The organism is Dyadobacter sp. CY326 (assembly GCF_021390515.1).
GTDB lineage: Bacteria > Bacteroidota > Bacteroidia > Cytophagales > Spirosomataceae > Dyadobacter.
This window is the reverse complement of the sequence record NZ_JAJUXI010000003.1, coordinates 757407-770792: the sequence shown is the minus strand read 5'-3', so window position 1 is coordinate 770792 and position 13386 is coordinate 757407. Positions and strand designations below refer to the sequence as shown.

9 protein-coding genes are annotated in these 13386 nt (G+C 46.8%); 4 read left to right on the top strand and 5 right to left on the bottom strand.

What is annotated here, in order from left to right; translation table 11 throughout:
• Positions 1–70 precede the first annotated feature (70 nt).
• Positions 71–2344 (bottom strand): CRTAC1 family protein, encoded by a 2274-nt coding sequence (locus LZG73_RS07650; RefSeq protein ID WP_233847315.1) that lies wholly within the window; start codon positions 2342–2344, stop codon positions 71–73.
• Positions 2345–2547: 203 nt separating this feature from the next.
• Positions 2548–3099: a hypothetical protein gene (locus LZG73_RS07645; RefSeq protein WP_233847313.1), complete on the bottom strand. Its 552-nt coding sequence runs from the start codon at positions 3097–3099 to the stop codon at positions 2548–2550.
• 158 nt (positions 3100–3257) lie between these two features.
• Between LZG73_RS07645 and LZG73_RS07640 the strand changes: the two genes are divergently transcribed.
• Positions 3258–5840 (top strand): helix-turn-helix transcriptional regulator, encoded by a 2583-nt coding sequence (locus LZG73_RS07640; RefSeq protein WP_233847311.1) that lies wholly within the window; start codon positions 3258–3260, stop codon positions 5838–5840.
• 94 nt (positions 5841–5934) lie between these two features.
• Positions 5935–6213: a DUF4242 domain-containing protein gene (locus LZG73_RS07635; RefSeq protein WP_233847309.1), complete on the top strand. Its 279-nt coding sequence runs from the start codon at positions 5935–5937 to the stop codon at positions 6211–6213.
• Positions 6214–6356: 143 nt separating this feature from the next.
• Here LZG73_RS07635 and LZG73_RS07630 read toward each other — a convergent pair whose 3' ends face one another.
• From LZG73_RS07630 to LZG73_RS07620, 3 genes are all read right to left on the bottom strand, one after another.
• Complete coding sequence (locus LZG73_RS07630; RefSeq protein ID WP_233847307.1) at positions 6357–6974, bottom strand: DUF4242 domain-containing protein; 618 nt, start codon at positions 6972–6974, stop codon at positions 6357–6359.
• A 126-nt stretch (positions 6975–7100) separates the two neighbouring features.
• Complete coding sequence (locus tag LZG73_RS07625; protein ID WP_233847306.1) at positions 7101–7541, bottom strand: VOC family protein; 441 nt, start codon at positions 7539–7541, stop codon at positions 7101–7103.
• 188 nt (positions 7542–7729) lie between these two features.
• A complete protein-coding gene (locus LZG73_RS07620; RefSeq protein ID WP_233847305.1) occupies positions 7730–10219 on the bottom strand; it encodes a PAS domain-containing protein in 2490 nt (829 codons plus the stop codon).
• Positions 10220–10517: 298 nt separating this feature from the next.
• On the opposite strand from LZG73_RS07620, the gene LZG73_RS07615 reads away from it, so the two are divergent.
• Complete coding sequence (locus tag LZG73_RS07615; protein ID WP_233847304.1) at positions 10518–12965, top strand: T9SS type A sorting domain-containing protein; 2448 nt, start codon at positions 10518–10520, stop codon at positions 12963–12965.
• 123 nt (positions 12966–13088) lie between these two features.
• The gene (locus tag LZG73_RS07610) at positions 13089–13385 is read left to right on the top strand and encodes a hypothetical protein (protein ID WP_233847303.1); all 297 of its coding nucleotides are present in this window, start codon (positions 13089–13091) and stop codon (positions 13383–13385) included.
• The last annotated feature ends 1 nt before the right edge of the window (position 13386 follow it).

Here is a 13386-nt window from a genome sequence, read left to right as displayed (position 1 = left end):
TGGTGCTGTCTTTGTAGATAGGGTGAATTCAATGAGCACACCATTGTGCCCAAAGAATTAACACAACATACTAAATAGACGCCTTGGCAACCGGCTGGCAAATTGGAATTTCGTGATGTGATTTGTCTTTAAAGGCTAACTTCTTAGGGGACAGCCTTTCCACTTTATCAATCCCTTCCTTTACCTTAATGAATTGGTTTACAGCGACGTTCTGGATTTTTTGAATGCGTCCGCTCCCGTTCCATCTGATTTCAATTTCGTCAATTTGTGTTGCTTTACCCACCCCGATCTCTCTTTTGAAAGGAGCAGAACCAAAACTGCCACCGGAGTTCACATCCCGGTAAATGTGCCTCGTAACGCCATTCTCGCGGATAGTGATTTTTAGCCTGCTCCCTATGGCTGCTTTGTTTGCTGTAATTCCTTCCAGATCGATGGAAACCCAGTTGTTATCACCTTGCCCGGGGTTAAGGAAAAAGGAATTCTGGTATGCGTCGCCAAAATACGCACCGCCCATTTCAATGTAAATGTCCTGATCGCCATCATTGTCCATATCCCCGAATCCAACTGAATGACCCTTCTGCAAGCTTCCCACCTTCGCCGATGATGTAATATCCGCAAATGATTTTCCACCCATGTTTTTAAACATTTTATTGGGTACCAGTGATTTGTAACTCGGGTTGCCGGTTCCAAGGAAAATATCCAAAAAGCCATCATTATCAATGTCGCCGAAACTTCCGCCCATTCCAAAAGCCGTTTTATCCAGTCCCATTGCATTTGTCACATTGCTGAATGTGCCGTCGTGATTGTTTTTGTAAAGAACTGGCTGGCCATGAAAACGGGGTGAAGCGCCCACTCGTTCGGCAGCCGCATAATAGCTGAGATTGTGTTCCATGGTATAATCGCCGCACAGAATATCCAGCCAGCCATCATTGTCATAGTCAAAAAACCAGGTTGTAAAACTCCTGTTTTGATCCAGATCCAGACCAGCTTTTTGAGATACATCTTCAAATAAAACATTGCCGGATTTGGAACCGGTTAAGCCTTTGTTTTTTAACAAAATCCGCTTTCCACTCATTGTTGACAAAAAGATGTCATTCCAACCGTCATTGTCAAAATCGCCGGATGTAACTCCCTTTACAAATGCCTCTATCCCGGCATGGGCAAGCTTGGCGGATTCGGTAAAAGTGCCGTTCTTATTGTTCAGGTAAAGTTCGCACGGATGATTGCTGACGCCAGTGCTGGTTTCGTTACCAATGAAAACATCCACCCAGCAGTCATTATTGAAATCGTTCCAGGTTGCAGTCTGCGTAGGATGGAACGAAAGTAAACCGCTGTCAATGGTCACATCGGTGAATGTGCCATCACCATTATTTTTCAAAAGCGAGTTGGGCTGCTCACCGAATTTGCCGCTAAGCCATGCTCCACGCATGACAAACACATCTTTGAAACCATCGTTGTCAAAGTCGGTCTGCATAATGTGCAAGCCGCCGGTAAATCTGTCCAATCCGGAAGCAGCAGATTTGTCCTCGAACGAACCATTGCCATCGTTCTTAAAATAATGCATGGATTCACTCAGATCCCAGCTGGACATGATCAGGTCGAGATAGCCATCATTGTCGAAATCCTCTATGATATTTCCGCCCGCCATATTTTTGACATCCAGTCCCAGGCCCGGAGCAATGTCTTCGAATGCATTAATGCTCGTTTCGTCTGCTTTATCCAGGTTTGCGATGAGCATTTTTTTGGGGACACTTTCAGGATACTTACCCAGGGTCATATACGCAACGTTCAGCAGCCAAAGCGCTTCCAGATCGTCAGGTCGTTCTGCGAGCAACCTTTTGTAAATGTCAATGGTGCCTTTGGAGCCGCTCATATCGCGGTGAACGCCGCCATTTTTTATGGGCAGTATGCATGCGTCGATGGAATGATTGGTAATGCAATTGGTTTGCTCGCCAAGCCGAAGGTAAGCAACCGCAAGATCATCTTTCACCCGCCTTGTAATGCCAAACCGCTCGTAAATTGGATTCGGGTCATTTTCCAGTTTTTTGAGAATGCTTACTGCTTCTTTCGCTCTTCCAAGCTGCACCAAAACATTGGCTTTGAAGTGGTAAAGTTTAAATAATTGCCCCTCTTCTGATGCAGGAACTGTTTTGATACAGGAATCGAGATACACCAGTTGCGCTTCCGGGCTGAAATTATTTTGGTAATTAAAAACCGTGGCCTTGCTCTCGCGTAAAAGCCGCAGCATTTTTTCTTCCGGTGAAGGATTTCTGCAAAAACTCATGGCAATTGCACCCACCCCAACCGTCGTCAATAATATAACTTTGAGTCTGATGTTCATCATAATTTATCTTGAAGATTTTGAATAAAACCGATCTCAACCGCAAGCTTCAAAGCTCAGGTTCTGTGTTCGGCCAGCTTGGTTCCGTTTATTAGCCAACAGGCTCTGCGCCCATTGTGCTCTTAAACATTTGCTGATTTTGATTAATACAATACGGACATAACCCGGCCAATAGCCGTGTTACGTCAATCAATCAATGAAGTTTTTTAAGCTGCTTCGGGAGGACAAAAGGGAGGTGCAGGAAACGAAGAAAGGAGTTTAGCGTTCAATGCAGGATACTGATTTCCAAGATTTAAACTCGTAATGTATAGGTTACTGCCGGCCAAGTGGACTTTTGCAGGCAGGTAAATCTTGATCAGATCGTTTAGTAATTTAATGGTCTTGCTGCGTGGCGATTCAGACGCCCCGGCGGGGAATTCGTGAACTTGCTGAACCATATGCGAAAGCTCAGCAAAACGTTGGTGAGCCGACGCGTCGGGTGTGAGCGTCACATACAGTGTGTCGTTTTCGTGCGCATATTGAGTCACATTATAAAACCCGTCTGCAATACGAAGCAAGTGGTTTTCAACATCGCCGAGCTCTAAAGGCGCTGCATATGGGATCGAAGGCAACGGAATTTTAATGGTTTGCGTTTGCGCGACATTAATTTTGATGGAAGCATTTTTATAGCCACTGTCAAATAATAATACGGTCAATGAAAGGCTCAGCATATTGCAAAGCAGCAGTACAAGCAGAAATATGCAGGCAACCGTTTTCATTAATCCAAGTTAGCGTCCTAAACATAATGAAAAAGTTTAACTTTTTATAGACTTAACATGATTATTCTTTAACCTGTTCATAGCGCGTTCCTAGTTTACGGTATTCATAAATTGCTCATTTAAAGCTAATTTCGAGTTTATTTTCTTTATATGGCACCATGGAACTTATCGAAAGAGCAGAATTTTTAAATATACTGCGTTCCAGATTCAGACAAACATTAAGCGGTGAAGGACATTGTATTTTTGTAACCGGCGAGCCCGGGATCGGGAAGACCACACTGGTCAACGCTTTCTGCAAAGAAATCAGACCTGACTACAAAACTTACTGGGGAACGTGCGACGCATTGTATAGTCCGCGACCGCTTGCACCCCTTTATGATATTATGATGCAGCTGGGAAAAGGAGTCTCCGATGTACATGCCAATGCTGAGGACCGGACAGCGCTTTTCTTCAACGTTTTACAAGAATTACATAAAGAGCGTGACGGCGTTTTGGTCGTTTTTGAAGACATCCACTGGGCGGACGAAGCGACGCTTGATTTTATCAAATTTCTTGGCAGGCGTATTGGTCAGCTGAAATGCCTGTTGATCCTCACTTACCGGGACGACGAAGTGCACACGCGGCACCCGCTGCGAAATGTGCTCGGGCAGTTTTATTCCGATTCATTCACCAAATTCCAACTAACACCTTTCTCCCGCCAGATAGTGGAAGAAATGGCAGCTGCGAAGGGATACAGCGGTGAAGAAGTTTACAAAATTACCAATGGAAACCCTTTTTATGTAACTGAAATCCTGGCAAGTTATAGCAGCGGAGTTCCTGAAAATGTTCGGGATTCGATTTTATCGGTTTACAAAGGACAGGAAGATGACACCAAGACATTGTGGGAAATGCTATCGATTTTCCCTGCCGGCTTTGAATTAAATTACCTTGAACAAATACAGCCAAGATACAGGGAAGCGGTTAAATATTGCTTTGGCTCACGCATCCTGATCGTCAGGGATCGGCTGATCTTTTTTAAGCATCAGCTTTATAGTCAGACCATAGAGGCATCGTTGTCCCCACTATTGCGCATTACACTCAATAAGCAAATCCTGTCGATGTTTCTCGATGCATTTGAACAAAATCAGGAAATCGAACGCATTATCCATCACGCAAAAAATGCCGGAGCGGACGAGCTCATCGCCCGCTATGCGCCCATTGCTGCTCAAAAGTCCGCATCGGCCGGCGCACATGCAGACGCGGCAAGATTGTATTGCCTTGCTATTGAATGTGAGAAGTTTATCAGCAGAGAAAAGCTTGCAGAATACTATGAATTATATGCTTACGAATGTTATCTGATTCACCAGCATAAAGAAGCGATCGCCTACGCAGAGCGGGCACTTGGATTTTGGCAGGAACAGCAAAATGCAGAAAAAGTAGGAGAGGGCCTGCGCTTTTTGTCGCGGCTTTGGTGGTATGAAGGCAATCGAACCCAAGCCGAAAAACTTGGCGCCAGGGCGGTGAATGAATTAGAGAACGCCCCGGCTTCCCGCGCCAAGGCAATGGCTTACAGCAACATGGCAGCCCTGAAAATGCTCGCCGACCAGACAGACGAATGCTTAATGTGGGGACAAAAAGCAACTGATCTGGCCCGCGAAATTGGCGATCAGGAAACACTCGCGCATGCTTTGAACAGCATTGGCTCGGCGCTCATGACCGATCACCGATCGATATCCGAGGGAATGTCGTGTTTGCAGGAAAGCCTTCGGATCGCCCTGAAATATGCATTTCACGAGCACGCCGCCCGTGCGTATACTGCTATTGGAAGCAATGCTGTGTCGATGAAGCTTTACGATGTTGCGGGGGAATATCTGGATCTCGGAATCGCATACTGTCTGGAAAGGGATATGGATTCGCTGCGCCTCTACATGGTGGGATATAAAGCGAGGCTTTGTTTGGAAACCGGTGCCTGGGACGAAGCTTATGATCTGGCAAACGGCATTTTGCAAACCGAAGATCTGCTCCCTGTGATCAAAACGAGCGTGCTGATTACGGTCGGTTTATTAAAATTACGCCGGGGAGAAGAGGGGGCGCTTGACCTGCTGACCGAGGCGAAGGAGATTGCTTTTGACACGATGGAACTGCACCGGATTGTTCCGGCTTTGTCTGCATTGCTGGAATACGAGTGGCTGCTGGGAACAACACTTGTTGAACCTGCCGATCTTGACCGGGTTGTGGGAATGGTCAAACAGACCAAGAAAATCAAAGAAGACAGCAAATTGTATTTCTGGCTGCAACGTGCCAGAAAGGACTATATTTTGACGGAAGGGTCTGACAATCAAGTTAATAATGGAAATGGCTTAGCTTCGCATTGGGAAAAGGCCGGCTGCCCTTACGAATATGCGCTGACATTGTTTGATGGAGACGAAGCCGATATGAGGAAGGCGCTGCATATGATACAGGAATTGGGCGCCGAAAGGGTTTATCAAAAATTGCGGCAATCAATGCGCTCGGAAGGAGTGAGAAAGATTCCGAGAGGAAAACGCCTGAGCACCCGCTCCAATGCGGCCCAACTCACCAGTCGCGAGCTGGATGTTTTACAACTTCTTCAGACCGGGATGCAAAATAAAGAAATCGCCGAAAAGCTTTTCATTTCTGCCAAAACGGTCGACCACCATATTTCGGCGATTCTTGTAAAACTCGATGTGGGAACTCGTGCCAAAGCTGTCATTAAAGCATCGGGACTGGGGATTCTAAAATAGGGGATTTGGATTTTAATTTGGGCAATAACACTGTGTTCCAACCAGCTCGCAGCTTATACTTTTGTAATCATACTCTAATCACAAAACCGGCCTTATGAAAAAATTTATTATTGAGAGAACAATTCCTGGCCTGGGCAACTTTTCAACGGAAGAATTGCAGGCGATCTCACAGGCGTCATGCGCAACGGTGCGCAAACTAGGCGTGCCGTATCATTGGATTCAGTCATATGTGACCAACGACAAGCTTTATTGTGTGCACATTACGGAGTCGGAAGAGCTGATCCGTGAGCATGCGCGCCTCGGAAACTTCCCGATTGATTCGATTACAGAAGTCAAAACCATCATCGACCCCACCACCGGAGCCACTTACTGATATGCGGGTGGCCCCTTATCGTCAATAGTTAGGTTTGTTATGTTACATATCCGTCGCGGAAATTTCTGCGGCGGATTTTTTTAAGCCAACACAAAAAGCCCGTCAATGTTGACGGGCTTTTTGTGTTGGCTTAACAGATTTCTCTATTGCCCCTGCTTCACCGGGTGAACTTCGACAGGAATTAACCCGTGCGCTTCCTTGTGCGTATTGATCACCGAATTGGCATCTTTTGCTTCGGAGAGACACATTACGGCGCCGGACTTTTCATCAACCCAATAATTGATAAAATTGACACCATACTTACCTTGAACGGCAAGATCTTTCACGTGAGCGTCGGCAACTGCCTTGGCGGTTACATTACCCGCACCAAGCTGGTGAATATCCAGAAACAACGTTGGATTAGCGCTTGCAGCTGCTTCTTTGCCGCTGCTCACCGGCTGCACCAGAGCCGGAACTAATCCGTGTGCGTCTTTATGGGTGCGGTAAACCGACGCGGAATCCGGGGATTCGGAGAGGCAGTAAACTTTACCCGCCGCTTCATCGACCCAGAATTTGACAAAGTTGACGCCATACTTGCTTTGCGTTGCAAGATCTTTCTTGTGAGCCTCCATCACTGCATCATACGTGACCTTACCTGGTTCAAGATTGTGCACGTCGAGAAACATGCTTTTTTGTTGGTTTGAATCAATGCCCTGTGATTCTGATTTGCACGAACTAAAAAGTACGGCGAGTGCGATTAAACTGTAACTTAAATTTTTCATGTTGTTCTGATTGTTTTAAATACGATGCAAAGTAATGTCGGTTTCAGAGCCAACATTTCGGTGCTTTTCCCTATTTTAAAAAATCAGATACCCTATTTTAATGACGGTTTAAGAAATGCACTTCCGTTAGATCCCGCTATCGTCATTTGGGTCAAATTCCACAATCCATTCAATGCCATACTTGTCTCTGAACATTCCGGCGTAGGAACCCCAGGGACTGTCGCCAATGGGACCTTCAACATCTCCGCCAGCCGATAATTCGTTAAAAACCTTCTCAGCTTCTTCACGACTTTCTGCACTGATCGCTATTTTAGACCGGTTTTCCCTTTCATTTACTGTTCCCATAAATTCAGGAACATCATTGCCAACCAACACATTGTGCTTTCCTATCGGCAGTACAATGGTCATTATTTTATCCGCTTCGTTCTCTGGAATCGAGAATTCATCGCTTGACAAATCTTTGAAACGAATCACTTTTGTGAATTCGCCACCAAACACTAATTTGTAAAAATTGAATGCTTCTTCTGCATTTCCATTGAAATTGATCCATGGATTGATTGTCTTCATAATTTTGATTTTAGACTGTTTAATCTTGATTAAGGTTCTCTGCCTACATCTATTTCAGCGTAGCAACATTGCAATGCAAAGGTGAAATTTAGTCCAGCATTTGAACCTGTGCAAATGCGACAAATTAGAGGGTGAATCCCGCCAAAATGAGTTGGTTGTATGACAATGAGTGAGTTGCCCTTGTTTTATCAATTTGGAAAATAAATGACGAATGAAGCGCCCTGATCAGGCTCGCTAATGGCAGTAATCGCGCCGCCATGGTTGGACACAATCTTTTCGCAGATTGCAAGACCGATCCCTGTTCCAGCATATTGAGACCGACCATGTAATCGTTGAAACATTTGAAAGATGCGGTCAACGTATTGCTGCCCAAACCCAATCCCGTTGTCAGTTACTTGTATTTTATGATAAGTTTTTGTGTGCCTTATGGGTTTCAAAAAGATTGGCAAAGCATCTTGCCCAATCTGCTCATAAGTGATCGTAATAACCGGCGACAGACCAGGCTTTCGAAATTTAAGGGCATTACTGAGCAAATTTTGAAACAGCTGCCCAAGTTGTGAGGCATTGCCCGAGACAATAGGCAATTCGTCAATCTGAATGTTGGCCCCGGTTTCTAAAATTGCTAAATCCAGGTCACTCATGACAGTTTCCACCACTGAATTGAGCGCTACAAACTGGTTGGTCGCAGGATCAGCCGTTATACTGGAAAAATCCAGCAGGTCACTTACCAGCACAGACATGCGACCGGCCGCTGCCTGAATTCTTTCCAAATATTGAAGCTCCTTTTCACTCGCATTAACATTGAACGACATTAAACGGTCACTAAACTGTCTGATTTTACGAAGCGGTTCCTGCAAATCGTGGCTGGCCACATAGGCAAATTGCTGCAAACTTTCGTTTGAGCGTGCAAGCAGCTGGTTGGCTTCTTCCAGCTCTTCATTGACGGCCATGTACTCTTCATTCTGAGCGGCTAGCTCTTCATTCAATGCGCCCAGCTCCGCTGTTCGATCTTCCACGAGTCGCTCTAATTCCTGCTGCTGCCCACGCTCGATGGTAACGTCCTGCGCAGTCCCGAGCAGCTTATGCGGCTGGCCGTCAGAATCATAAATGACTTTGCCCATTGCATGCACAATACGCTCATTTCTGGTGCTGCTGCCAGCGATCCGGTATTCGGCATCATACATTCCTCCCGAACCGGGAGTCAAAGCTTGATTGATCGCTTCCTCAACCGAAACGCGGTCCGTATGATGAATGGCGTCAAATGCCTGATCAACAGGAACCTGATCTTGTTCAAATCCAAACCATTCCTTGATGCTATCCGAGTAAGTAAGCTTTTTCGTTTCCAGGTCCAGCTCCCACGTCCCCAGGTGCGCAAGTGTGATAGCGCCTTTCAGGCTTGCCTGGGTTTCTTCCAGCTGCTCATAAGCCACCATCAGGTCGGTGACATCTGCTGCTGTGTTCATCACACCATATACATTTCCCGATTGATCAAAAAGCGGTGTAAAAATGTATTTGAAATAGAAGCGCTGTAATTGGCCAGAAATCACGAGGTCAACCCGCTGGTTATGGGCATAAAACGGCTTGCCAGTCCGGTAAACCTGTTCCAGCTGTTCATAGATGCCTTTTCCTTCAAGCTCCGGCAAGACTTCGGCGTAGCGCTTGCCAACAATGTCTGCGCCTTTGCCCCAAACATCTACAATGGATTGATTAACCATCTGTATGCGCATTTCAAGGCCCGTATACACACCAATTGGAAAGGGCGCACTATCCACCAAGCTGCGCAGACGCGCTTCACTTTCTTCCAGCAACCTGCGGGCCTTCACCTGTTGGGTAACATCCTGACAAAGGACGATTACACCCGTGACACTGCCGTCCAATTCGCGGTAAGGATGATATACAAGATCTAAAAATCCCTCTTTCTTCCCGTTTTCTATTGCCACAAAGTAGGGCTGTGCGTACAGATATACCGGCTCACTTGTGCGCAGGACATTGCTGATAATGGCGTGAAATGGCTCCCGTGCTTCGGGGATTATGTCAAACAGTTCTTTTCCAAGTAATTGGCTCGGCTTTCTGTCAATCAGGGTCGCATAGGCTTCGTTCACAATCTCCACACGCATCTCTGGCCCGCTGAGCATGATTATCCCAACGGATGCTTCACGAACCAGGTTTTGAAACCGCTGCTCTGACAATTGCAGCTGACTGGCTGTGTCCACCCTTTCTGTCTTTTGCAGACAAGTTACCATTACACCATTAATGAGTCCCTGATCGTCTGAAATCCGACCCAGGCTGTAACTCCATGCATTGCCATCACCATGTAATTGAAAAGACTCGTTTTGCGTTAAAACGGGGTCTCTTCCTGTCATAACCGAATCAATGACAGGGGCAATGACTGGCCAGACATTTGACCAGCTCTCCTTGCCAGGTCGGCCAAGCTGATGCAAGTCAAGACCATTATTGGTGGACTGGTAAAATGCATCATTATAAAAGGTAACTAAATCTCGTCCCCAGAACAACACCATCGGGAGACCTGAGTCAAGCATCATTTGCAGCAGAGTCCGAAGGCTGATTGGCCAACTCTCTGGCTTGCCCAGGGTTGAGCCCGACCAGTCGGAATTTCGGAGATGGGCACCCATTTGGCCGCCACCGGCGAGAAATGGATTTGTAAGTGTATCTGACAATTGTTTTAAATAATATTCTTAATAGTAGTGAGTTGGGTAAACCTTCAATATATCATGACTGCCCAACATGCAAGTATAATACATGTTGCCAGTTCCACCAAGACGAGGACCTGAGCAGGACTTTGAATAAGGGGCTCAGTGGAAGCTTACGCAGAATCGTTGCCGATTTTTTTTACGCCCGATGCCACGGACGACCGGTCATTTGGTGTCCAATGAAATATAGACAATGCTAGTTTTTATTGTCTTTTTCAATGACTCTTTTGCCTGTCCTATTCATTCACCTGTCCCTGCATTTGCTATGAAAACTTGTACGCTCGTCTTTTGCTTCATGCTGTTCCGCCTCTGTTCCTATGCTGCCAATGAAGGCAGTTATGCCGACAAACCGATCGACGTTGTTTCTGTAAAGGATCACAAAGATTTATCTGAAAAAGCAGAGCCATTCAGTCTCTGCCTGGAAGCCGAAAATGCATTGGGCAACGGACCTGTGACCGAGGATCCGAATGCTTCCAATGGCAAAACAAGAGGTGACAAAGACAATTGGGATCATTATGTCGATTATGATATCAATGGTGTCCTGGCTTCCGGTGAGCACCAATTGATAATCCGTTATTACACGGCAGGTGATGCGAATGTAAGCGTTTCGGTAAACGGGACTACGGCTCCCATAACGGTTGAGCTTCCCGCCACCCACTCCTGGAATATCGTTTGGGCCGAGAAAACCATTTCAATAAACTTGAACAAAGGGGCCAATCGGGTTCGCATTCAAGGATTATCGGGTTACAGTGTTCGTCAGGACAGAATTTGCGTGACAGGGAGTTCCGGACCTAGTGGGCCCGTGACATGTAATTTTGATGTGTTTCCATGGGCAAGTAGCGCGGAGGTTTTGCCCGGGCAGGCCGTAACCTTGGACGCCAATTGCTCCGGTTCAGATTGTGGAGATGTGTCTTTTAATTGGACAGGAAATGGTGTCGACCTCAGCGGTGCACAAGTCACATTCAACGCACCTGCAACGCCTGGTTCTTACGCATATGAACTCACTGCTTCCAAAAATGGCTGCATTGCAAAAATGTCACGTGCATTTGTCGTAGTAGATGACACACCCACCTGCGATTTTGCTGTCAGTTCATTTTCACCCAACTACTTTGCTTCCTGCGCAACGCAAGTAGCGCTCATCGCCGAGTGCAGCGGTGGAGACTGTTGGGCGATAAAGTACAACTGGAGTGGCAACGGAGCAACTGGTTCCGGATCTACGGTCACAGCACCCGCACCTTCCGCCAATGGCAGATTTTACTACACAGTAACGGCCTCCAAAAACGGCTGTCCAGATAAATCCAGCAACGCAGAAGTCCTCGTAAGGGATTGTCCGATCACACCGGCAGAACCATTCAGTGCATGTGTGGAAGCGGAAAATTCGGCAGGAAACGGGCCTGTTACTTCCGATCCAAATGCCTCTGGTGGCATGACAAGGGGAGCGGAAAACAACTGGGATCATTATGTGGAATACGAAGTGAATGGCGTGAAAGCCACCGGACCGCACGAACTGACATTGCGTTACTATGCAGCGCAGGATGCGGCAGTGGATGTGATCGTTAACGGGGGAACAAAAATACCTGTGGTGGGCCTCAACGCCACCCACACCTGGAACATTGTCTCGGGAGAGCGGACCATTACTGTGAATCTGGTCGAAGGCAACAACAAAATCCGCATCATTGGCTTGCCGGGTTACAGCCCTGTGCGTCAAGACCGGATCTGTGTGACAGGCAGCGGCGGAACAGGAAATCCACCAACCTGTGATTTCCAGATTAGTGCAAATGCGGTCACCATTTCACCATCGTGCAGGGACGCTGTCGCAATCTATGCGCTTTGTTCAGGTGGCGACTGCGAATCGGTGAACTATCAGTGGACGGGCAATGATATCAATCTGCCCGGCAGGATCGTATATCTGGACCCACCGGGAAAAAATGGAACCTTCACTTATATCGTCACAGCCTCTAAAAATGCATGTCTACCCAAAACCGCGACTGTCGCGTTTACCGTCACCGGTTGCGAACCTGCTGGCGAACCGTATACTGCCTGCGTGGAGGCTGAAAATTCGGCTAGCAATGGATTGGTCTCGGATGATCCCAATGCGTCGAACGGACAGACCCGGGGAATGGAGGGCAATTATGATTACTATGTCGAATATGCTGTCAACAATGTGCCTGCTTCCGGTTTTTACCCCGTAACCTTGCGATATTATGCTGCCGCAGATGCCCATGTAAGTGTCACGATCAATGGCGTTTTGTCCATCCCGTCGTTGCCGCTTGCAGCCACCCACAGCTGGAACATTGTGTCGAGAGAAGAAACATTTTACATCACTTTGTTCAAAGGCAATAACACCATTTTGATTCAGGGTCTGCCAGGAGCCGCTTGTCGACAGGACAAGTTCTGTGTTTTACCGGCCGTGAGCACAGTACGAATGGCAGCACCGGACGCGGCAGAAATGCAAACCGATGGGCCGGTGCTGCAAGCCTATCCTAATCCCGCAACCAGCGAATTCAATGCGGAATTTTATTTGCAAACGGGAAAGGCAGCCACGCTACGGGTTATGGATGTACAAGGAAAAGTTTGGCACCAGCGTCAGGTAAAAGGGCAGGGCAAAAATCAGGAGCACATTATCCTTAGCAATGTGCCAGCGGGCATTTACCTGTTGCAAGTGAATAAGCCGGATGCAACAGAAACGAAAAAAATCCTCATTGTACGCTGAAAGCAAACAAAACAATGTTGATCGAACGGGTCAACATTGTTTTGTTCTGTTATTGAGTTGCCACTATTGCTGCGATATACTTTTTCATCAGGTAAAGTGCGGCCTTTTGCCGAACTAGGGCCCATGCTCCGCTTACGCCAGGCACTTAAAGTCAAGATGTATAGCAGCATTTGCGGCTTCGCTAATTGTTATGCCGAGGAATCGAATGAGGATTTGCAACCTTTAACGACCAAAGACGCGATCGGTCTTACTGCCGGTGCGGGAGTTGAAGTGGATCTTTGGAAAGTGACTGTTCCAATTTCGGTGCGGATTCAGGAAGGCTTTGGAACTTACGAAACGAATGTGACTTTTTACGAATCCGCTGGTTATTACAACTTGAAAACGAGAACAATACAGGTTACTGCGGGTGTCAATTTTTAAG

Coding starts and splice junctions, on each gene's coding strand:
- LZG73_RS07650 (WP_233847315.1), bottom strand. CDS start 2,344: ATGATGAACATCAGACTCAAAGTTATATTATTGACGACGGTTGGGGTG.
- LZG73_RS07645 (WP_233847313.1), bottom strand. CDS start 3,099: ATGAAAACGGTTGCCTGCATATTTCTGCTTGTACTGCTGCTTTGCAAT.
- LZG73_RS07640 (WP_233847311.1), top strand. CDS start 3,258: ATGGAACTTATCGAAAGAGCAGAATTTTTAAATATACTGCGTTCCAGA.
- LZG73_RS07635 (WP_233847309.1), top strand. CDS start 5,935: ATGAAAAAATTTATTATTGAGAGAACAATTCCTGGCCTGGGCAACTTT.
- LZG73_RS07630 (WP_233847307.1), bottom strand. CDS start 6,974: ATGAAAAATTTAAGTTACAGTTTAATCGCACTCGCCGTACTTTTTAGT.
- LZG73_RS07625 (WP_233847306.1), bottom strand. CDS start 7,541: ATGAAGACAATCAATCCATGGATCAATTTCAATGGAAATGCAGAAGAA.
- LZG73_RS07615 (WP_233847304.1), top strand. CDS start 10,518: ATGAAAACTTGTACGCTCGTCTTTTGCTTCATGCTGTTCCGCCTCTGT.
- LZG73_RS07610 (WP_233847303.1), top strand. CDS start 13,089: ATGCTCCGCTTACGCCAGGCACTTAAAGTCAAGATGTATAGCAGCATT.